This is a genomic window from Timonella sp. A28 (assembly GCF_051200815.1).
GTDB lineage: Bacteria > Actinomycetota > Actinomycetes > Actinomycetales > Cellulomonadaceae > Timonella.
This window is the reverse complement of record NZ_CP195159.1, coordinates 505,262-527,342: the sequence shown is the minus strand read 5'-3', so window position 1 is coordinate 527,342 and position 22,081 is coordinate 505,262. Positions and strand designations below refer to the sequence as shown.

At 51.8% G+C, this 22,081-nt stretch carries 16 protein-coding genes and 3 rRNA genes; 1 reads left to right on the top strand and 18 read right to left on the bottom strand.

All coding sequences use genetic code 11. The annotated features are described in order from the left end of the window. Nucleotides 1-115: 115 nt before the first annotated feature. From adhP to ACR9EC_RS02425, 16 genes are all read right to left on the bottom strand, one after another. A complete protein-coding gene (gene adhP / locus ACR9EC_RS02500) occupies nucleotides 116-1,150 on the bottom strand; it encodes an alcohol dehydrogenase AdhP (protein WP_435299943.1) in 1,035 nt (344 codons plus the stop codon). Nucleotides 1,151-1,278: 128 nt separating this feature from the next. Further along, complete coding sequence (locus ACR9EC_RS02495; RefSeq protein WP_435299942.1) at nucleotides 1,279-2,376, bottom strand: glycosyltransferase; 1,098 nt, start codon at nucleotides 2,374-2,376, stop codon at nucleotides 1,279-1,281. Nucleotides 2,377-2,394: 18 nt separating this feature from the next. Then, nucleotides 2,395-4,005: a murein biosynthesis integral membrane protein MurJ gene (gene murJ, locus ACR9EC_RS02490; RefSeq protein WP_435299941.1), complete on the bottom strand. Its 1,611-nt coding sequence runs from the start codon at nucleotides 4,003-4,005 to the stop codon at nucleotides 2,395-2,397. After that, nucleotides 4,002-4,892, bottom strand: coding sequence for a hypothetical protein (locus tag ACR9EC_RS02485; RefSeq protein ID WP_435299940.1), 891 nt, complete (start codon nucleotides 4,890-4,892; stop codon nucleotides 4,002-4,004). The genes murJ and ACR9EC_RS02485 overlap by 4 nt, the downstream gene beginning before the upstream one ends. Nucleotides 4,893-4,894: 2 nt before the next feature. Next, nucleotides 4,895-5,920 carry a copper transporter gene (locus ACR9EC_RS02480; protein WP_435299939.1) on the bottom strand — a complete coding sequence of 342 codons (1,026 nt, stop codon included), beginning with the start codon at nucleotides 5,918-5,920 and terminating at the stop codon, nucleotides 4,895-4,897. Nucleotides 5,921-5,963: 43 nt separating this feature from the next. Beyond that, a complete protein-coding gene (gene steA, locus ACR9EC_RS02475) occupies nucleotides 5,964-7,154 on the bottom strand; it encodes a putative cytokinetic ring protein SteA (protein WP_435299938.1) in 1,191 nt (396 codons plus the stop codon). Continuing rightward, the gene (recN, locus tag ACR9EC_RS02470) at nucleotides 7,154-8,896 is read right to left on the bottom strand and encodes a DNA repair protein RecN (RefSeq protein ID WP_435299937.1); all 1,743 of its coding nucleotides are present in this window, start codon (nucleotides 8,894-8,896) and stop codon (nucleotides 7,154-7,156) included. Before recN ends, steA begins: the two co-directional genes overlap by 1 nt. Then, nucleotides 8,897-9,871 carry an NAD kinase gene (locus ACR9EC_RS02465; RefSeq protein ID WP_435299936.1) on the bottom strand — a complete coding sequence of 325 codons (975 nt, stop codon included), beginning with the start codon at nucleotides 9,869-9,871 and terminating at the stop codon, nucleotides 8,897-8,899. Nucleotides 9,872-9,874: 3 nt separating this feature from the next. After that, nucleotides 9,875-10,852, bottom strand: a complete 978-nt coding sequence (locus ACR9EC_RS02460; RefSeq protein ID WP_435299935.1) for a TlyA family RNA methyltransferase — start codon at nucleotides 10,850-10,852, stop codon at nucleotides 9,875-9,877. A 15-nt stretch (nucleotides 10,853-10,867) separates the two neighbouring features. Further along, a complete protein-coding gene (locus tag ACR9EC_RS02455) occupies nucleotides 10,868-11,017 on the bottom strand; it encodes a hypothetical protein (RefSeq protein ID WP_435299934.1) in 150 nt (49 codons plus the stop codon). A gap of 68 nt (nucleotides 11,018-11,085) precedes the next feature. Then, the gene (locus ACR9EC_RS02450) at nucleotides 11,086-12,102 is read right to left on the bottom strand and encodes an HAD-IIA family hydrolase (RefSeq protein WP_435299933.1); all 1,017 of its coding nucleotides are present in this window, start codon (nucleotides 12,100-12,102) and stop codon (nucleotides 11,086-11,088) included. Nucleotides 12,103-12,104: 2 nt separating this feature from the next. After that, nucleotides 12,105-12,665: a hypothetical protein gene (locus ACR9EC_RS02445; RefSeq protein WP_435299932.1), complete on the bottom strand. Its 561-nt coding sequence runs from the start codon at nucleotides 12,663-12,665 to the stop codon at nucleotides 12,105-12,107. 52 nt (nucleotides 12,666-12,717) lie between these two features. Then, a complete protein-coding gene (locus ACR9EC_RS02440) occupies nucleotides 12,718-13,992 on the bottom strand; it encodes a hypothetical protein (protein ID WP_435299931.1) in 1,275 nt (424 codons plus the stop codon). 183 nt (nucleotides 13,993-14,175) lie between these two features. Next, nucleotides 14,176-14,292 (bottom strand): 5S ribosomal RNA (rrf, locus tag ACR9EC_RS02435). Nucleotides 14,293-14,386: 94 nt separating this feature from the next. Next, a 23S ribosomal RNA gene (locus tag ACR9EC_RS02430) occupies nucleotides 14,387-17,495 on the bottom strand. A 394-nt stretch (nucleotides 17,496-17,889) separates the two neighbouring features. Beyond that, nucleotides 17,890-19,417, bottom strand: a 16S ribosomal RNA gene (locus ACR9EC_RS02425). The 16S, 23S and 5S rRNA genes sit together here, the layout of an rRNA operon. Before the next feature lie 277 nt (nucleotides 19,418-19,694). On the opposite strand from ACR9EC_RS02425, the gene ACR9EC_RS02420 reads away from it, so the two are divergent. Then, on the top strand, nucleotides 19,695-20,000 hold the full coding sequence (locus ACR9EC_RS02420) for a hypothetical protein (protein ID WP_435299930.1): 306 nt from the start codon (nucleotides 19,695-19,697) through the stop codon (nucleotides 19,998-20,000). Nucleotides 20,001-20,069: 69 nt separating this feature from the next. Here the strand turns inward: ACR9EC_RS02420 and tyrS are convergent, their stop codons facing one another. Continuing rightward, nucleotides 20,070-21,335, bottom strand: a complete 1,266-nt coding sequence (gene tyrS / locus ACR9EC_RS02415; protein ID WP_435299929.1) for a tyrosine--tRNA ligase — start codon at nucleotides 21,333-21,335, stop codon at nucleotides 20,070-20,072. 125 nt (nucleotides 21,336-21,460) lie between these two features. After that, entirely contained in the window at nucleotides 21,461-22,033 is a 573-nt protein-coding gene (locus ACR9EC_RS02410; protein WP_435299928.1) for a uridine kinase family protein, read from the bottom strand. Between the last annotated feature and the right edge of the window lie 48 nt (nucleotides 22,034-22,081).

Sequence of the window (22,081 nt, the reverse complement as noted above, 5' to 3'; positions counted from 1 at the left end):
AGTGAATAGCGCTTGTGCCATTAGAAAACCTAGATTTGCGATGGTGATGTTGAACTCCCCTTCCACAGCACAGTGCAGGCGACAACCGCGCATGGTTGTCGCCTGCACTTATGTGTCACGCGTTCAGGTCCAGCACTATCCTGCCATCAATTTTTCCGGCTTCCATCTCCGCAAATATGTCGTTGATGTCCGACAGCGGTCGTGTAGTAAACGTTGGATTGATTTTCCCTCGTGCAAAAAACTCTAAGCATTCTTCCATGTCACGGCGTGTTCCCACGATTGAACCTCGAATGGTTAGACCAAAGAGAACAGTCGTGAAAATGTCGAGTGGAAACTGGTCTGGCGGGAGCCCCACAAGTGCGACTGTTCCGCCTCGTTTCAACGCACCAACGGCTTGCGGAAAAGCGTGTGCGTTCACCGCCGTTACAAGCGCACCTGTCACTCCACCGCCAGTAAGTTCCTTGAGTGTGACTGCAGGGTCAGACTCTTTCGCAGCGTTAACCACTATTTCTGCGCCATGTTTTTTAGCAAGTTCGAGTTTCGCGTCATCGACGTCAACTGCAGCGACTCGCATACCCATAGCAACTGCATACTGGACGGCTATGTGCCCCAAACCTCCAATGCCAGAAATAAGCACCCAGTCCCCTGGCTTTGTGTCCGTCTGTTTGAGGCCTTTGTATACAGTCACACCCGCACACAGAATAGGGGCCACAGCGGCAGCATCCACGCCGTCTGGAATGATTGGACAGTAGCGCGAATCAACAAGCATGTACTGGCCAAAGGAGCCGTCGACTGAATAGCCTGAATTCTGTTGCAGTTCGCACAGTGTTTCCCAACCGGATTCACAGTACTCGCATTCTCCGCAGGCACGTGCAAGCCACGCATTGCCCACCCGGTCGCCAACGCTGACTCGTGTCACCATGTTCCCCACAGCAACAACGGTTCCTGAACCTTCATGCCCGGGTATAAATGGCGGTGCTGGTTTTACCGGCCAGTCGCCATGAGCGGCGTGTAAATCTGTGTGGCACACGCCTGAATAGTCAACCTTGACGAGTGCTTCGAATGGTCCGGGTTCTGGGAGTGGCAGTTCTTGAATTTCTAGAGGTGCCCCAAGAGCTGGGACAACTGCTGCTTTCATTGTTGTTGTCATGCTGGCCCCTGACAGTAGTCCTGTATGTACAACGGATTTTTTGTACATTGAAAACAGGGGAAGCCCCATTGCTGCCCCTACACCTCACACTATGGTGTTGGCTAGAGGAGCAACAGGACGAAAAGTAACTATTGCGCTTCCCCGCCGTATAGTTGGTGCAAAGAGGCCAGTACTTCTGCGGCTGTTGGCAAAGTGTCTGCTTGTTTTTTCGCCCGCTGCTCATATGCAGCTTTTTCTTCAGGGTTGTGCAAAAGTGTGTGAATTGCTGCAGCCATTTCCGCGGCGTTTGACACCTCGGTCAGTATTGCGGCATCCCCAGTAACTTCTCGGGTTCCGCCTGCGTCAGTTGCAACTATGGCTTTTCCAGCTTGTAGGGCTTCTTGAACCGCAATTGGTTGCCCTTCCCATACTGCAGCGTTCACAACAACATCGCTTGCGTGTAAAAGTTCTGCAATGTCGTTTCGACGACCAAGCAACACCACTGGTGCATTGTTTTCTTCGATCGCGTTGTTAAGTTGTGGTGCGAGTGGGCCGTCCCCTGCCACAAGCCACACACAAGGACGAGAAGTGCTGTCTTGAAGGATCTGAGCAGCAGAGATAAGAGTGTCTAACCCTTTTTGTGGGGCTAGCCGTGCAATCGTCAACACAATAGAAGAATCTGCAGGAAGGTCTAACTCACCTACTAGCTGTTGTCGAACCTTGGCAGGGTTTTCGCTGCTGCTAGTTAAAACAGGTGCAGGCACAAGCGCGCGGCCTTGTGTGTGTGCACCGCGGTTTTTCATATGGTCGACGATATCCATGGACACACCCACAACAGCATCCGCCGTTCGAGCCACAATCTTTTCTAGCACCTGAGCAATCAGGTGAACGTGTTTGGAACCCACCGGCATATTGTGCAGGGTAACAATAAACCGAGGACGACGTGCTTTCGGTAACGTACGCACCGCAATACCTGCAAGCGCAGCTGCCCGTAACCCATGCGCATGCATAACATCTGTTTGCCCCGCGAGGTGCCGTAACTGCCGCACTACTTGTATGTCACTTAATTGTGGCCGGTCAGCAATTTCTACGGCTTGGTGACGAGCAATAGAAGAAAATTTGTCATGCAATGTTGACGGAGACGCGATGAGCACATCTGTGTTGTCGTGCGACAGCAAAGACGATATTTGTGCAACATGTTGTGCAACGCCGCCTGCACTTGAACCTAATAGTTGGGTAACACGCATAGTTCGAAGTCTCACCTTCTATTGTGTTCGAAGCGTACGGACATGTTGGATGAGGGAACGATCAACCGCGATGAGGCAGATGAACGCAACGGCAACAGCGACACCAGCAGCGCACACACCCGTGCTTATTGCAGCCCACAAGGGCGTTCCCCATTCGGGAATGTGTTGCGCAACAATTGCTCCGGCACCGGCACCTAAGACTGCGATGGCGATAGCAAGGAAACCTGTACGGGTAACCCCGGTAACGCTGTCGTGTCCGCAGCATCGTCGTACCGCCCACACAAGTAAAATTCCTGCCACGGTCATGCCGAGGGCTTGCGCACCGCTGATGATGGTCAGTGTCAGTTCCGGGCGATCCCGGAATGTAGGTAATAGCGGCACAACGGCGGTGAGCACAGCGGCAGTCAACCACCCTATCGCCGTTGCTGTTACTGCAGCTTTACCGTGGTCTTGTGCGTAAAGAATACGCGTTGATAACAAGATCAGTGAGAACCCGATCAGCCCTGGAGCTGACCAAGCAATAGCTTGAGCCATTCCAGTTACAGAGCCGTCAGTAAAGGTTGCAAAGAAATCTTCAATAGGTTGTGCTGCTGCAATAAGCATTGCGACAGCAAACGCGGAGATAACAAGAACAATTTTGGTTGTTCGAGCAGACATCGCAGCGAAACGTTGTTCTTCTCCCTGAGCGGCCAGAGCCGAAATTCTGGGGAACATACTTGTCGCAAGAGGAACCACAAGCACCGCATAAGGCAGCACATAGACTGCCTGCGAGTATTGAAAAAGGTTAAACGTTTCCGGCGTCCCATAACTCGTTGACATCCGCATAACAACAATCATGGTTAGTTGTTGCGCGAGCAGTGCACCTACGCCCGCGAACGCTAGGTTGCGTGCTCGTCGTCCCATATCGCCGGGGAAAGAAAACGTAGGACGCAATTTTAACTTTAACGATGCAAGAGGGGCAGCCATTGTTATGGCCATAGCGAAAACACCAGCTGTTGTGCCCCATGCAAGTACGTTCATTGCTTGCTCTGAGAGCAAACCTGGAGTTTGTTGATGCCCCTGCGCCAGCTGCCCAAAAGCATAGTAGGCGCCGATCACAACCAGCGAAGAAAATAATGGTGCAAGAGCCGGCCATAAAAACCGTTTATGCGCATGCAAGACACCACCACACACGATACCGACACCATAAAGCGGGATCTGTACAGCAAAAACACGTAAGAAAAATATGGCCGCATCGTTGAGTTCGTCAGTGCGCATGCTTGCAAGGAACGCCACGATCTGCGGAGCAAAAACCACAACAACAACGGACAATGGAATGAGCGCCGCTAAAGTCCACGTCAGCAGCGCGGATGCGGCCTGCCGTAATGCGTCGGTATCTTTTTTGGCTAGAGCACCAGCTAGCAGAGGCACAACAGCACCAGCTAAAGCACCACCAGCCACAACTTCAAAAAGGATGTTTGGGAGTTGGTTGGCAACACTATAGGGTTCTGCAATACCGCCCGTACCAACCCATGTCGCCTGCGCCATAGAGCGCACAAACCCCAACAAACGGCTTACAAGAGTGACCGCACTAATAAGAACAGCCGCACCTGCAAGTGTTTGTAGTGCTCCCGAGAATCTCGAGTTCACGGACGTGGTTCTTCGCTATCCTGCTCGTTAACTGTTGGTGCACTTTGCGTTTCTTGCGCTGGACGACGACCAAGCATGTCTACCGTGTTGAGCCATGGTGTCTGCACAATAACTTGCGAAAAGCTTACGCGCTCGCTTGCTAGGGTAAGGCCGACGATACCTGCGACACCCAAAACACGTGTACCACGGTGGGTGTTTTGGGTAAACGCTGTTCCTACGAGTGCGCCTAATGCGTTAGCGCCGCAGTCTCCCAGCATGTCGCGTTCTTGTAGATCGCCGTTCCAGGCTGCCGCAGCAGCACCAAGCAGAGGCCCACCCGCACTACGACCTGAAAGTGTCAAAAGTGCACCTGCCGCGATTGTCACCTTTAGAGCCCGTCCGGGACGCAAATCTAACAAGTTCATCAAGTTAGCAGCCCCAGCGATAGCAGCAGCATCAAGGAAAACATCAAAAACGTTGCGTCCAGGCTTACCTGTGTTGGTAAAAACAGAAGCTACAAACGCTGACGCACCAATACCGAGAACTTTCAGTCCACCCGTGGTTAAAGTACCTTCTCGGAAAGCAGCCAAATGGCCGCTCAAACCTTTTGCCCGAGTTGAGGTGTCTTCTTTCAGGTCATCGTATAGACCAAAAGCCCCAGCACCCAATGTCGCAACAACTTGTGCTGCACGCTCTGCACAATAAGGAGAACCAGCGATAAGGCTCCCAGCAGCCGCTCCTGCCGCGACTGACGGTCCTTCTAGCAGGGAAATCGGTTCGTCACGGTGATTAGTGCGCATCCACTGTTGTGGGTCACCTATCTGGTTACGATCAAGAAATTTTCGTACACCAATAGTTGCTCCTGCCGCAATAACGACGGCACCTACAACACGCGTCACCGATCCCATAATTAGTTTCCGTTATCCTCATCGCTGTTTTGTTGTTCTGTTGGTTCAACACCCGTAACTGTACGGTCGGGTTCTGGGAGCACGACAGCTGCAGGGACAAGTGCCGTAGCATTTGATTCAAACCCGAAATGGCCAAATTTTCCGCCAATAGCCGCAGATAAAGCAAGTGGAGTGTTCAAAGCTCCAACAGGCTCATCAACGTCAGAAACCGTCGCAATAAGCTTCAACGAAGAAGCATTTTCGCGGATTGTGGTAACAAGGTCTGTCTCTACAACAGTTGCTGTCGAAACCACAACACCCTCAGTTTGCCGAGCAGCGGCTTCTGCAACATTAAGCTGCAACGCAGAAGCAGCACTAAAGTCAGGGGCGTCTGTAGCGTCGTCAGGAAGGACGTTCGAAGCATCAATCATGACAACAGCATCGACCGGAGTTGGTGTGTATTTGACCAAGTCAATGAGGTCCGCGCCATCAAGAATATCTAGGGCAAGACCAGCATTGGCTGACATTTCGTCGGCACTCACCGCAGATTTTTCGGAAAGCGCAACCATAAGCGCCGAGGCAAGAAGCTTGTCAGCCTGAAGTTCCTTCTTGTCTTCTGGAACATATTCAGTCAATGACGTTGCATACGACTGACGTGCATCAGCCTGATCAGCAGCCGTCCACGCTTGACCAAGTGACAGTCGCGCAGTGACGGTAGCACCCGCATACGTCAGCTGCTGTTCAACCTTGTCATACACCTCATCAGAAACCTCGCCCGTTTGAATCACGGCAATGCGTCGGTTTGGCAAAGTGTTTTTTGCTACGCGCTTCGACGACGCAGCAATGTAGTCGTTAAGGTTTGCATTTGAACGTTCTTTTACTTCAAGAACGTTACGAATGGCGTCCTTTTCCTCACGCAGTTGATCAACTTGACCGGTTAATTCGTTTCCAATGGTGTCTTTCAACGGTCCAGCGCCGAGAATAATACCTACTGCTAATGCAAGGAACACCGAAATCAAAGAGACGATGTGATACCTGAAGTCAATCAATGTGCTACGTGCCTTCTATGCTTTAGTCGTTACAAATGTGATGTTACTGCTGATTCCACCACGCAAGATTACCCAACCACGACCACAAGTCATCAAACCGTGCGCCGGTAATCCCGAAAAGTGTTTGCCCCATCGACGTAGATGCAAGAGCAGTTATCACAGCGATAAGCCCTGCTCCTGCCAACAAGATGAGTTGCCCATTAGAAATACGCTGCCGGTAAAGCCTAGACACACCTTTAGCGTCTACTAGTTTCCCGCCGACACGCAGTCGCGTCAAAAACGTTGACGCCATTCCCGCGCGGCCTTTGTCTAAGAATTCAACTAACGTGACGTGTGTTCCAACCGCAACGATCAGTTCAGCGCCAAGATCGTCGGCAAGCAGCATCGCAATGTCTTCACTTGTTCCTGTCGCAGGGAAGACAATATGTTCCACACCCAACGCCTCAATACGTTCGGTGCCGGGGGCTCGCCCGTCACGATACGCATGCACAACAATCTCTGCACCGCATTTCAATGCTTTATCGGAGACAGAATCCATATCCCCAACAATTAAATCAGGCTGCCAACCGGCCTCTAAAATAGCGTCAGCACCACCGTCTACGCCGATAAGGATGGGCCTGTATTCCTTAATGTACGGGCGTAGTGTCTGTAGGTCCTCCTTGTAGTGGTATCCACGCACCACAATAAGAACTTGCCGACCTTCAATAGAAGTTTTAATGGCGGGAACACCCACACCATCCAGCAGAAGATCGCGCTCTTTACGCAAATAATCCATCGTGTTTGCAGCAAATGACTCCAGCTGCACAGACAGACCCTCACGAGCTTCTTCAAGACGAGCAGCAATTAACTCTTCAGTTTGCGTTACGCCCTCAGCGACGAGGTCACCATCTAAGTAAACGGCATCGTCTTTTACTTCAATGATCTTTCCTTCTTTGATGCCCATCACATCAGGACCAAGATCATCAATAAGTGGGATGCCAGCCTCGATCAATATTCCTGGACCCAAGTTTGGGTACCTACCAGAAATAGATTTTGCGGCATTAAGAACAGCGCCTGGTTTAGCGGCAACCAAAGCGTCTGCAGCCACACGGTCAATGTCCGTATGATTAATAACGGCAATATCGCCGGGCTCGATTCGCTTTGTTAGGTCTTTAGTACGACGGTCGACTTTTGCGACCCCAGCTAAAGCATCACTCGGCTGGCTAACAACCCGGCTTGTTCTTTTTAACTTCATCAACTCAATGATCTCACAGACGCCATATTCAGTAGTTCTTCAGCATGCTCAAGTGCAGCAGCAGATTCGTCCTGTCCAGAAAGCATGCGCGCCAATTCTGAAACACGTTCACGACCAGTGACTACTTTAAGCCCTGATTGCGTAACTAGGTCGCCGCCTGCATCATCTGCACGACTCGTACCCTTCGTAACCACAAGTTGCTGATCAGCAAATGCGGCGACTTGTGGTAGGTGTGTTACCACAATCACTTGAAAGGTTTGCGCCAAACGAGCAAGTCTACTACCAATCTCTAAGGCCGCTTTACCTCCCACACCAGCATCAACCTCATCGAAAATCATGGTGGGAACACCGCGAGCACCCGACGTTGAAGCCGTTGCCAAGGTCACTTCTAAAGCAAGCATGACACGTGACAGTTCACCGCCTGACGCGCCTTTCCCCAGAGGCCGCGCAGGGGCGCCAGGGTGCGGAGTCAACAACATAGCAACCGTATCGGCACCCCACGGACCTAGTTCGCTGTCCCCTTCAACAGCGACATCGATACGTGAACCTTTCATCGCCAAACCAGCAAGTTCTTCAGTCACTGCTGCGCTCAAGAGCGCGGCCGCCTTTTTACGGCCTTCAGTTAATTGCGCTGACAACAACTCAAGTTCAGCATGTAACGCGTCAGCTTCTGCACCTAGACGCTCAATTAAAGCTGAATCGTCTTCCAGCTCAAGCAACCGCAAACCTGCATCACTTGCCCACGCCAAAACCTCGTCAATAGTTTCACCGTATGTTCGAGTAAGTGCAGTCAGTTCAGAACGACGTAATTCAACGGCTTCCAACCGGGCAGGATCAGACTCCAACGAAGCAAGATACTGAGCAAGTTCCGTCGCCACATCAGAAAGAACAAAAGTTGCCTCTCGTGTTTTTTCAACACAACCAGTTAGCTCAGTGTCATGCTCACACGCTGACTCTAGTGCCCGCACAATCTGATCAAGAAGATCTAAAACATTATGCGCATATTCGGCTTCTGCAATATCAGAGCCGCTCAACAAGGAATGAGCTTCATCCACGCCGGAACGCAACGACTCAATATTGCTTAACTTAACAGCCTCGCCAGCCAATTCGCTATCTTCGCGCGGCTGCGGATTCACACGCTCAACTTCTTGCACACCGATTCGTAAAAGTTCGGCTTCCCGTGCACGCTCTTGCTGCGCTGTAACAATCTGTTCAAGACGATCACGCGCTTCTGCATGTTGAGTCCACGTTGAGCGATATTGAGCTAACAGTGCCTCATGTTCAATCCCAGCAAACTCGTCAAGTGCTTCACGTTGTTTCGACGGCGTACGCAGCCGCATCTGCTCTGACTGGCCATGAATCGTCACTAATTCACGTGAGACATCAGAAAGCACCTGCGCAGGAACAGAACGCCCACCAAGAAAAGTACGCGAACGCCCAGCCGCAGCAACAGTACGAGACACAATTAAGGCTTCGTCGTCGTCGAGCATCCCACCGGCATCATCCACCATCGAACGGACAGTCGGATTCAATGCACTAATACGCCCCTCAACGACTGCAGTCGCAGCACCAGAACGCACAGTAGCAGGGTCCGTTTTCGCGCCCATAAGCAACGATAACCCAGTCAATACCATCGTCTTACCGGCACCGGTCTCACCTGTAATCGCAGTCAGTCCAGCGTTGAGCTCTACTTGAGCCCCTGAGATAACACCCAGATTCTCAATAGTTATTTCTTCTAGCACTCATTCACTCCCTGAACCGCCATCACGTTTTACAAAACGCGCATGTAAATCAGCTGAAGACATAGAGTTACGTGGCTCAGCATTACGCCATCCAGCCACAGGTAACTTAAATTTCGACACTAGCCTGTCTGTAAAAGTCGAAATACTTAAGCGCGCAAACACTATTGGAGTAGCACTCGTACGCAGCTCAACACGTGAACCTGGCGGCAGCGCTGTCTGACGACGCCCATCAGTAATAAGCACTCCCGAAACCATAGATCGCGACAACACATCAATCTGCACGTCACTTCCAGGACCAACCACAAGCGGTCTTGCAAAAAGAGCATGCGCCGCAACAGGCACTACAACTTTTGCGGCAACGTCAGGCCATACCACTGGCCCTCCTGCTGAAAACGCGTGCGCAGTTGACCCGGTAGCAGTTGCGGTAATAACCGCATCGCATCCAAAGGAGGAAACAGGCCTATTATCAACAGAAATAGCGACTTCAACCATCCGCGCAGGTTCAGATTTCTCTATCGCTGCCTCATTAAGAGCCCAATCCCGTACCGGTTCTGCAAAGCCCGGGCGGTGCACGGCAACCTGCAAGACGCGGCGCTCTTCAACTTCGTAATCCCGTCGAGCGATTCTACGCACAGACTCACCAAGATCATCACGCTCGGACTCCGCTAGAAACCCAACATGCCCCAGATTGATTCCTAAAACGGGAACCGTAGAACCAAACACAAGCTCAGCAGCACGCAAAATTGTGCCGTCCCCTCCGAGCACAACCACTATCTCGAAATCATCGATTCGAGTGCTGTTATGTAAAAGCGAAGGATCAAATACTTCAACGTTCAGTTCTTCGACAAGTGCATCAGGTAAATCCACCACATAAATGGAAAACCCCAGTTCACGCAAAGCCGGAATCGTTGCGCGTAAGCCATCAAGGGCTTCTTGCCGTCCACTATGGGTAACGAGCAGAACATTACGTGACATATTTCAGCTCTCCCTTACCCAATACACTTCAGTTTTCGGTACATCTTGCTCTTGTGGAATGCCACGCGCTTTTCTTCCGCTGGTTACAGCATCTTCGTTGTGAAAGTTTTTGCGTGTCACAGCAGGAGTTTTCCCGAGAACAGCTCTCTCCACCGTACGAGCAACCACATCACGGTAATGCTGTTCATCCAAAAAACCTGTGTTTCCTTCTCCTACCGTATCGGAGTAACCGCTGTTCGGGTGGATAATACTGCGAAACCAAACAAAAAATTCTCGGTTCCCGTGCGGTCCAGGCAACGCGCTAGGAATAATAGCGTGCACGGCTAAGCCACAGTCATATCCAGCTTGGACAACTTGGTTAATCGCCGACACGTGTAAGACTGGATCAGTCACAACACCAGAAGAACTTACGTGTTCTTTCCCCACCTCAAATTGTGGTTTCACCATGAGGAGAGTCTCAGTTACAGATGTAGCAACACTGGCGATAGCCGGTATGAGATGCGTCAAAGAAATAAAAGAAACATCGGACACAATGACTTCTGGACGATACGGTAAATCATTGACTGTCAGATTGCGGGCATTAAACCCTTCAATGACTGTAACCCGCTCATCATTGCGTAATTCAGGTACAAGCTGATCGTGCCCTACATCAAGAGACACAACATGTTCTACGCCGTTAAGTAAAAGAACCTGAGTGAAGCCGCCTGTCGAAGCACCAATGTCAAGAGCAGCTGTTTTATGCAAAACAAGATTTTCAGTACCGATGGCTTCACATGTACGCGCAAGCTTGAAGGCCGCTCGAGAGACGTAGTCATCTTGTGGTTGATGCTGCACAGCTAAAACATCATCAGGTTCGATTTTATATGCCGGTTTGTGAATGACCTTCCCATTCACAGTCACAAGCCCTGCACTGATGAGTTGAGTGGCACGAGAACGTGATCGCGCCATTCCGTTTTCAACGAGAAGCTGATCCAAACGCACCGGTTATTCCTTGTGTTAGCGAGAACCGTTATCGAGTTCTTGTTTTAGTTCCGCAATAAGTTGCTCGTAAATGGGAGTATGTTCGTGAAGTTCAGCATCAGTAATACGCTGCTCCACATCAAAAATATCTGCGTTGTCTGTTATTGGCATATCAAAGTTATTCATCGTTGCTCTTTCTTGCAGTGAGGTGGCTCTTTCGAGCCACCTTCCCTAACAAGAAAAAAATTCTATGGTTAAAGAGTGCTGAAGTGTGGAATTGAAGTGTTGTCGAACTCCCCACCCTCATCGACAAAACTCCACACTGCATTACAACTTGCGCGAACAATATCTAGTTCGTCGGGCTCCCCCGCCGAATCAATGTTTAACGCTCCATCAAGGATACGAACACGAGCATCGTTGCAGATGAACCACTCATTTTCCCGCGTTACCTCTGGTTGCGTTTCAAGCAAACCGCGCAAATCACGGGCAATAAAATGCGGACGTTCTTGTGGCAACGCAAGGATGTCATCCCGCGCAGAATTCACCCCAGTCAGAACATGCAAACCGTGATATCCGCCTGCTCGCGCACCTGCGAGATCTGTGTCAAGACGATCACCAACAACAAGCGCGCTAGACACACCTGCCTTTTCAAGGGCCATGTCGTACATAGCTGGTGACGGCTTTCCTGCACTAAACGGTTTTACTCCGGTTGCTGCTTGTACAGCACCAACCAAAGCTCCGTTCCCTGGCGCATAACCGCGCGCCGTCGGAAGAGACAAATCAAGGTTGCTCGCCACATGAATAGCGCCACGCGAAACCGCATACGCGCCCTCAGCTAAGTGTTCCCACCCAAGAGAAGGATGGAAACCTTGAGCGACTGCATCTGGTTCGTCATCTGTGGAAGAAACAACCGTATAGCCTTCGGCTTGAACTGCAGTTAGTAGTCCCGCACCACCAACAACCAACACCTTTGCGCCTGGCTGCACATGAGAGCGCAAGAGTCGCGCACAAGCTTGTGCAGCAGTCATCACTTCGTGTGGACTTGTTGGTATGTCCAGCCCCGTAAGTTGCCCTGCAACGTCTTCTGGCTCGCGTGAAGCATTGTTAGTGACAAACACAAGAGCCAGGCCGGAGTTACGTGCAGACACTAGACTTTCCGCAGCATACTCAATAGGTAAATGCCCCTTGTAGGCAACGCCGTCAAGGTCAACAAGTGCTAATGGGTATGATGCGGCTAGCGGTTGGTGAGAACCCAGAATGTAGTCAGACATGATTAGTCTTCTTTTTCTTCTGTGTCAGTCTCAGACTCGTCGCCTTCTTCATCGGTTTCGTCATCTTCGATGTCGGTCTCTTCTGTTAAGTCAAAGACAAGTACGTCTTCATCTACTTCACCGAGAGGCTCTTCAATAGAAGCAATTTCTGCTGGGCTCAGGTGCGAAAGCAACTCTTCAGCTTCAGCTTCACGACCGAGAAGTTCAAGTAATGCTACACGCGCTCCAATAACGCGCACGTGCAGGTCACGGCGTTTAGTTGGAATGTTGATTGAGTCGAGGTGAGCAAGGGCAGCCTCGTACTCGTTAAGGTCAGCACGTGCACCCGCAATGACGATTCCAAGTTCAACCTGTGCATCGATTTCTAGGGTTTCAGCTTCAGGTGACTGCGCTAGTGCGATTGCCTTTTCTGGGCGGCCTAAACCACGCTCGCAGTCAGCCATGATAGCGAGGTGCTCTGAGCTTCCATTCAGGCGACGAACTGTTCTAAATTCGCGAAGCGCCTCAGCATAACGTTCGGTGTAGTATGCGGCAAGGCCTGCTGCTTCACGGACGATGTCCACGCGTCCACCGCGGCGTAACGCCTCTTGAGAGTGCTGGTAGGCAAGTTCTGGATCAGAGTCGAGAAGCTTTTCCAGTCATGATCAGGTGTAGGCCAACGGCTTCAGCGTTTTCCTTGCTGAGTGTGCGTAGACGCCCACGCGCATCACGGTCCAGCATGCTGAATGAAATGTCATCTGGCAGAGCTGGCGCATTGTGGCGCTTGCTTTCTTGACGGCGGTCGTTGTTGTAGCCTTCACGGCGGTCATCGCGTCGGTCGTCACGGCGGTCAAAGTTACGCGACCCGCGCTGCTCGTCACGGCGGTCGTCACGGCGGTCAAAGTTACGCGACCCGCGCTGCTCGTCACGGCCGCCACGGAACCCACCATCACGACGGTCATCACGACGATCGAAATTACGTGAACCACGCTCATCGCGGCGAGGTCCCCTATCATCATGACGATTACCAGAGTTCTCGCCACGGAAATCACGGCCATAACCGCCACGACGGTCATCACCATAACGGTTACCGGAGTTCTCCTCACGGAATCCACCACGGCGGTCGTTGTTGTAGCCTTCACGGCGGTCAAAGTTACGTGAACCGCGCTGCTCGTCACGGCGGTCGTCACGGCGGTCAAAGTTACGCGACCCGCGCTGCTCGTCACGGCCGCCACGGAACCCACCATCACGACGGTCATCACGACGATCGAAATTACGTGAACCACGCTCATCGCGGCGAGGTCCCCTATCATCATGACGATTACCAGAGTTCTCGCCACGGAAATCACGGCCATAACCGCCACGACGGTCATCACCATAACGGTTACCGGAGTTCTCCTCACGGAATCCACCACGGCGGTCATCGCGTCGGTCGTCACGGCGGTCAAAGTTACGCGACCCGCGCTGCTCGTCACGGCCGCCACGGAACCCACCATCACGACGGTCATCACGACGATCGAAATTACGTGAACCACGCTCATCGCGGCGAGGTCCCCTATCATCATGACGATTACCAGAGTTCTCGCCACGGAAATCACGGCCATAACCGCCACGACGGTCATCACCATAACGGTTACCGGAGTTCTCCTCACGGAATCCACCACGGCGGTCGTTGTTGTAGCCTTCACGGCGGTCATCGCGTCGGTCGTCACGGCGGTCAAAGTTACGCGAACCGCGCTGCTCGTCACGGCCGCCACGGAACCCACCATCACGACGGTCATCACGACGATCAAAATTACGTGAACCACGCTCATCGCGGCGAGGTCCCCTATCATCATGACGATTACCAGAGTTCTCGCCACGGAAATCACGGCCATAACCGCCGTTTCGTCGTGAATCTGCGCCGCTCACTTGGGCTCCCTTTTTTGATATCAAAAATACCCTCCATTTTCTCATTTATACTGAGTTATTTCGAAGGGTGTAGCGATGTTGTTGAACACACTGATGCAGCATCATTCATCTTCTGCATTTTCAATTGTGTGTGGGTGTGCGTCAGGCCCCACCGTTGTGGTGGGGCCTGGCGTGTTATGTGTGTGTCGGCTGTGTCCTACTCTCCCACACCATTGCTAGTGCAGTACCATCGGCGCTGTCAGGCTTAGCTTCCGGGTTCGGAATGGGGCCGGGCGTTTCCCTGACGCTATGACAGCCGTACGTTTTGTTCACCATCGTTTCACCCCGTGTGTGTTGGGGTGGTGGGTCGTGGTGTGGGAGCTGGGTAGTGGACGCGTGCAGTAAGTGTGTGTGTGTTGTTAGGTTGTTGGCGTATTAGTACCGGTCAGCTGCGACAGTCGTTAGTCCTGTCTTCCACGTCCGGCCTATCAACCCACTGGTCTGGTGGGTGCCTTCACAACAAAATGTTGTTGGAAACCTTATCTTGAAGCAGGCTTCCCGCTTAGATGCTTTCAGCGGTTATCCCTTCCGAACGTAGCTAACCAGCCATGCACCTGGCGGTACAACTGGCACACCAGAGGTTCGTCCGTCCCGGTCCTCTCGTACTAGGGACAGGTCTTCTCAAGTTTCCTGCGCGCGCAGCGGATAGGGACCGAACTGTCTCACGACGTTCTAAACCCAGCTCGCGTACCGCTTTAATGGGCGAACAGCCCAACCCTTGGGACCTACTCCAGCCCCAGGATGCGACGAGCCGACATCGAGGTGCCAAACCATGCCGTCGATATGGACTCTTGGGCAAGATCAGCCTGTTATCCCCGGGGTACCTTTTATCCGTTGAGCGACCACGCTTCCACAAGCCATGGCCGGATCACTAGTTCCGACTTTCGTCCCTGTTTGACCTGTCAGTCTCACAGTCAAGCTCCCTTGTGCACTTACACTCGCCACCTGATTGCCAACCAGGCTGAGGGAACCTTTGAGCGCCTCCGTTACATTTTAGGAGGCAACCGCCCCAGTTAAACTACCCACCAGGCACTGTCCCTGAACCCGATTAGGGTTCGAGGTTGAGGTATCCGAAACCACAAGAGTGGTATTTCAACGATGACTCCACACACACTAGCGTGCATGCTTCATAGTCTCCCACCTATCCTACACATGTAATACCGAATACCAATACCAAGCTATAGTAAAGGTCCCGGGGTCTTTCCGTCCTGCTGCGCGTAACGAGCATCTTTACTCGTACTGCAATTTCGCCGAGTTTATGGTTGAGACAGCGGAGAAGTCGTTACGCCATTCGTGCAGGTCGGAACTTACCCGACAAGGAATTTCGCTACCTTAGGATGGTTATAGTTACCACCGCCGTTTACTGGGGCTTAAATTCTCAGCTTCACCACCAAAGGTGGTTGACCAGTCCTCTTAACCTTCCAGCACCGGGCAGGCGTCAGTCCGTATACATCGACTTGCGTCTTCGCACGGACCTGTGTTTTTAGTAAACAGTCGCTTCTCCCTGGTCTCTGCGACCCCGATCCGCTCAACACAGCGTGTGTGTATCACGGTTGGGGCCCCCCTTCTCCCGAAGTTACGGGGGCATTTTGCCGAGTTCCTTAACCATAATTATCTCGATCGCCTTAGTATTCTCTACTTGATCACCTGAGTCGGTTTGGGGTACGGGCGGCTAACACCTCGCGTCGAGGTTTTTCTTGGCAGCAGAGGATCACCAACTTAACCCCATCAGATCTCACCCCTAAACGAATCCCGGATTTACCTAAGACTTGAGCTACATCCTTGGCCGTCGTCTACCATCGCGACGGTTTGGCTACCTTCCTGCGTCACCCCTGTTCATACGCTCACGCCACACCACGCCACACCCAGCACACATCACCACACACAACCCGAAGGCTATGCATGCGTCAGTGCGGGAGGTGTTTTATAGTGTTTTGTGTTGGGCGGTGTTTCACCGGTACTAGAATATCAACTAGTTGTCCATCGACTACGCCTGTCGGCCTCGCCTTAGGTCCCGACTAACCCAGGGCAGATTAACTTGACCCTGGAACCCTTGATCATCCGGCGGACGGGTTTCTCACCCGTCTTTCGCTACTCATGCCTGCATTCTCACTCGTGTAGTCTCCACCACTGGGTTACCCCGCAGCTTCATCGCCCACACGACGCTCCCCTACCCATCCACACACCTGAACCCTAAAAGGGGCTAGGTACATATGTGAATGCCACAGCTTCGGCGGTGTACTTGAGCCCCGCTACATTGTCGGCGCAGAATCACTTGACCAGTGAGCTATTACGCACTCTTTCAAGGGTGGCTGCTTCTAAGCCAACCTCCTGGTTGTCTATGCAACTCCACATCCTTTCCCACTTAGCACACGCTTAGGGGCCTTAGCTGGTGGTCTGGGCTGTTTCCCTCTCGACTACGGAGCTTATCCCCCGCAGTCTCACTCCTACACTCTCACTTACCGGCATTCGGAGTTTGGCTAACGTCAGTAACCTGGTGAGGCCCATCGGCTATCCAGTAGCTCTACCTCCGGTAAGAAACATGTAAGGCTGCACCTAAATGCATTTCGGGGAGAACCAGCTATCACGAAGTTTGATTGGCCTTTCACCCCTACCCACAGGTCATCCCCCCAGTTTTCAACCTAGGTGGGTTCGGTCCTCCACGCGGTCTTACCCGCGCTTCAACCTGCCCATGGGTAGATCACTTCGCTTCGGGTCTAGACCCAGCGACTCATTCGCCCTATTCAGACTCGCTTTCGCTACGGCTGCCCCACACGGGTTAACCTTGCCACTGAGCACTAACTCGCAGGCTCATTCTTCAAAAGGCACGCCGTCACCCCAACGAGGGAGGCTCCGACGGATTGTAAGCACATGGTTTCAGGTACTATTTCACTGCCCTCCCGGGCTACTTTTCACCATTCCCTCACGGTACTGATCCGCTATCGGTCATTAGGTAGTATTTAGGCTTACGAAGTGGTCTTCGCAGATTCACACGAGATTTCTCGGGCCCCGTGCTACTTGGGATCCCACGACACAGGTATACATGTTTCAGTTACGGGGGTATCACCCTCTACGCCACTCTTTCCCAAGAGTTTCACCTACACGCATACTTGATAACTGTGTGTTCAAACGGCAGCTTGAACCACGTGGTCCCACAACCCCATACACGCAACCCCTGCCGGGTATCACACGCATATGGTTTGGCCTTATCCGCTTTCTCTCGCCAATACTCACGGAATATCTTTTCCTGCCGGTACTGAGATGTTTCACTTCCCGACGTTCCCTCTACCTTGCCTATATATTCAGCAAGGAGTACCCCAACATGACTTGGGGTGGGTTTCCCCATTCGGACACCCTCGGATCACAGCTCGTTTGCCAACTCCCCGAGGCTTATCGCAGGCTACAACGTCCTTCATCGGCTCCTAATGCCAAGGCATCCACCATGTGCTCTTAAAAACTTAACAAAACACAAAAAATTTCATACAAAATCACAGACACCAAAAAAGACATAAAATCATTTTTTGATTAGATGCTCGCGTCCACTATCCAGTTCTCAAACAACGACCACACCCACACAAACAACCACCACCATCAAGCAGCGTCATCCATGCGACATGGCTAAAACCTCACACCCTTCCCCACACACGCACAAACGCGCACATAAGAAAACCGGGTTGATGTTTCATAACCCAACAGTGTGTTTGACCCCAACCACCCACGCCCGCACACTTCCACCAACCCCACAAAAAGAGTCAGGTACTACGTGCACACGCACATGATCAAGGAATGCTTGTCAATGTTCCACCCATGAGCACAACCACTAGAACACTCGCCTAGCGCATTGCATATGCTCCTTAGAAAGGAGGTGATCCAGCCGCACCTTCCGGTACGGCTACCTTGTTACGACTTAGTCCCAATCGCCAATCCCACCTTCGACGACTCCCTCCCACAAGGGGTTAGGCCATCGGCTTCGGGTGTTACCAACTTTCGTGACTTGACGGGCGGTGTGTACAAGGCCCGGGAACGTATTCACCGCAGCGTTGCTGATCTGCGATTACTAGCGACTCCGACTTCATGGGGTCGAGTTGCAGACCCCAATCCGAACTGAGACCGGCTTTTTGGGATTCGCTCCCCCTCACGGGATCGCAGCCCTTTGTACCGGCCATTGTAGCATGCGTGAAGCCCAAGACATAAGGGGCATGATGATTTGACGTCATCCCCACCTTCCTCCGAGTTGACCCCGGCAGTCTTCCATGAGTCCCCACCATAACGTGCTGGCAACATAGAACGAGGGTTGCGCTCGTTGCGGGACTTAACCCAACATCTCACGACACGAGCTGACGACAACCATGCACCACCTGTACACCAGTCCGAAGAGGCGACTATCTCTAGCCGTTTCCGGTGTATGTCAAGCCTTGGTAAGGTTCTTCGCGTTGCATCGAATTAATCCGCATGCTCCGCCGCTTGTGCGGGCCCCCGTCAATTCCTTTGAGTTTTAGCCTTGCGGCCGTACTCCCCAGGCGGGGCACTTAATGCGTTAGCTACGGCGCGGAACTCGTGGAATGAGCCCCACACCTAGTGCCCAACGTTTACGGCATGGACTACCAGGGTATCTAATCCTGTTCGCTCCCCATGCTTTCGCTCCTCAGCGTCAGTTGCGGCCCAGTGACCTGCCTTCGCCATCGGTGTTCCTCCTGATATCTGCGCATTCCACCGCTACACCAGGAATTCCAGTCACCCCTACCGCACTCTAGCCTGCCCGTACCCACCGCAAGCCCAACGTTAAGCGTTGGGTTTTCACGGCAGACGCGACAAACCGCCTACGAGCTCTTTACGCCCAATAATTCCGGACAACGCTTGCGCCCTACGTATTACCGCGGCTGCTGGCACGTAGTTAGCCGGCGCTTCTTCTGCAGGTACCGTCACTTTCGCTTCTTCCCTACTGAAAGGGGTTTACAACCCGAAGGCCTTCATCCCCCACGCGGCGTCGCTGCATCAGGCTTTCGCCCATTGTGCAATATTCCCCACTGCTGCCTCCCGTAGGAGTCTGGGCCGTGTCTCAGTCCCAGTGTGGCCGGTCGCCCTCTCAGGCCGGCTACCCGTCGTCGCCTTGGTAGGCCATCACCCCACCAACAAGCTGATAGGCCGCGAGCCCATCCCTCACCGAAAAAATCTTTCCACCCACAAAAGATGCCTCTATGGGTCGTATCCAGTATTAGCCACCGTTTCCAATGGTTATCCCGAAGTAAGGGGCAGGTTACTCACGTGTTACTCACCCGTTCGCCACTAATCAAAAAAGTGCAAGCACTCTTCATCATCGTTCGACTTGCATGTGTTAAGCACGCCGCCAGCGTTCGTCCTGAGCCAGGATCAAACTCTCCATGAAAAAATAAAATCCATAGACACCAACACCACGCACGGGAAAACGCACGACAGCATCAGCACTAAAATTTGAAACCAGCATCCAAAAAAACAACTAGCATCAAAAAACACACCCACACAACGTGCACGCATGTTCCTTCACAACCAGAATCATTAAACAATAAAAGAAATGTTTAACAACAAAAAAATATTTTTGAATACCAAAAATAAAAACGAACATCACCACAGCACATGAAACCCACCCATCTAAAGCAGGAAACACACACCACAACAATGCCCTAATGGCATCAACAATCAAACACACTATTGAGATATCAAACAACAACCACACACCATCAAAACCCAGCCAAACAAACCGGCCAAACCCATCCGGGGCAACCTCTCAAACCTACCAGACCCAGCCCCTCAAAGCAAACCCGAAAGCCACCCTGAAAAACCAAAACCACAAGATCCAAGAAGAAAAATTGTCATCAACACCGGCAAGCAAAACCGCTACAACCCGTCGCGCTGACAAAAGAAAACATTACCCACCCACACCCACCAAAATCAAACCCACACCACGTGACCGTAACCACACCCAAAAATAACCAGCAGAAAAACAAAAATTGAGGGTGAAGATATATTCATCTTCACCCTCAATCACATAACAAGACTAGTTAGTCGGCAGCGACTTGCCCTGCCGCCCAGTTCTTCTTGCCACGACGGATCATCACCCATTTGTCAGCGAGAATCTGCTCCTGAGTGAACACTGCGTCTTCATCAACAACTTTTTCGTTGTTGATGTAGACGCCACCAGAAGCGATAGCTCGTCGGGCTGCGCCTTTTCCGTTCTCGAGCCCCGCTTCAACAAGAGCATCAACGATTGAAGATCCAACGGAGACAGTCGCTTTCTTCAACTCAGCAGTAATACCGTCAAGGGTCTGCACATCCAAACCGTTGAACTCGCCCTTGCCGAACAAAGCAGCAGAAGCAGCTATAGCTTGTTCCGTTGCACGCGCACCGTGAACGAGTGTAGTGACATCGCCCGCAAGAGCACGCTGCGCTTCACGCAACTGAGGCTTCTCCTTCATAGAAACCTCAAGCTCTTCAATCTGCTCACGAGTGCGGAACGTGAAAGTCTTCAGCCAACCGATGACGTCATCGTCGGCCGCATTCAACCAGAACTGGTAAAAGGCGTAAGGAGACATCATCTCAGGGTCAAGCCACACAGCCCCACCCTCAGTCTTTCCAAACTTGGTGCCGTCAGACTTCGTGATCAAAGGCGTAGTCAACGCATGCACTGACTTCTTATCTGCCTTACGAATCAGTTCAACACCAGACAGCAAATTACCCCACTGGTCATTTCCACCAGTCTGCAACGTGCATTCATAGCGTCGATTCAGTTCGAGGTAATCCATACCCTGCAAAATTTGGTAACTGAACTCAGTGAACGAAATACCCTCGTCGGAGGCAAGCCTGCGCGCAACTGTATCTTTTGCCAGCATCGTGCCCAAGCGGTAGTGCTTTCCAACTTCACGCAGAAAATCAAGGGCAGTCAGTTCAGCATGCCAATCAAGGTTGTTCACCATGGTTGCCGCATTATCGCCTTCAAAAGATAAGAAGCGAGAAATCTGCTCACGCAAGCGTTCAACCCACGTCGCAACGATTTCTTTAGAGTTCAACACACGCTCGCCCGACATGCGTGGGTCGCCGATAAGTCCAGTAGCGCCACCCACCAAAGCAATAGGGTTGTGCCCGGCACGCTGTAAATGACGCAGCAACACAAGCTGCACTAAGTGTCCGTGGTGCAACGATGGGGCGGTAGGATCAAACCCGCAATAATAAGTAATTGGGCCGTTCTCGAGCGCATCTCGCAGCGCCTCAATGTCAGTCGTCTGGCTAACCAGACCGCGCCATTGCAGTTCATCAAGAACGTTACTCACCGTATCTCCTTGGAAAATATGACACCCATGTGGGATTACGAGGCGGCTCGGTGAAAAGCACGCAACTACTAGTGTGCCCTGCCTACCCACAAAACGAGAACTTGGTGAGCTGTGATCTCACATAGTCACACGCGAGATTCAACGATATTGCCAAAACCGTCAAGCAGTACATGGGCTCGCTGACGAGTACGCTCCTCTTCATAAATCGTCATTTCTTGCTCCATAAATCTCAACCATTGCTCTTTAAGCTCATGACCATCGCGTGCTAAACCACGTTTTAACCGCGTATGTGCATCTGTTTCAACCCACACAATAAAAGGATTGAATTGATCAACCCATCGAGTTGCACTCGCGCATCCTTCGACGACAAGACACGAATTTAATGGAACAGCATGCGTTTCAGCATAGGCATTCGCTAGCCAATCAAACCGGCGATATGCACCTGCTTTGCCCTGCGCTAAAGGTTCCAGGATTAAAGAAACAAGATTTTCTACTCCGTTATGGATACCTTCCCAGCCGTCATATAAATCATCCATATGAATAGTTTGGGCATTTAATTCATGGGCGAGCTGCGCAGCTAATGTTGTTTTTCCGGAACCAGCAGGACCATCAATACAGATGACGTGTGGTTGCTGAACTAGACGACTATGTTTTTTAAACGAATCTATTAATAGGCGCAGCGCAGGCTTTTCATACATGAGTCATCACCGTAGTTCTGTTTATGTATATGGTCAAACAAGTGCGGG

Coding starts and splice junctions, on each gene's coding strand:
- adhP (WP_435299943.1), bottom strand. CDS start 1,150: ATGACAACAACAATGAAAGCAGCAGTTGTCCCAGCTCTTGGGGCACCT.
- ACR9EC_RS02495 (WP_435299942.1), bottom strand. CDS start 2,376: ATGCGTGTTACCCAACTATTAGGTTCAAGTGCAGGCGGCGTTGCACAA.
- ACR9EC_RS02485 (WP_435299940.1), bottom strand. CDS start 4,892: ATGGGATCGGTGACGCGTGTTGTAGGTGCCGTCGTTATTGCGGCAGGA.
- steA (WP_435299938.1), bottom strand. CDS start 7,154: ATGAAGTTAAAAAGAACAAGCCGGGTTGTTAGCCAGCCGAGTGATGCT.
- ACR9EC_RS02465 (WP_435299936.1), bottom strand. CDS start 9,871: ATGTCACGTAATGTTCTGCTCGTTACCCATAGTGGACGGCAAGAAGCC.
- ACR9EC_RS02455 (WP_435299934.1), bottom strand. CDS start 11,017: ATGAATAACTTTGATATGCCAATAACAGACAACGCAGATATTTTTGAT.
- ACR9EC_RS02450 (WP_435299933.1), bottom strand. CDS start 12,102: ATGTCTGACTACATTCTGGGTTCTCACCAACCGCTAGCCGCATCATAC.
- ACR9EC_RS02420 (WP_435299930.1), top strand. CDS start 19,695: ATGGCATCAACAATCAAACACACTATTGAGATATCAAACAACAACCAC.
- ACR9EC_RS02410 (WP_435299928.1), bottom strand. CDS start 22,033: ATGTATGAAAAGCCTGCGCTGCGCCTATTAATAGATTCGTTTAAAAAA.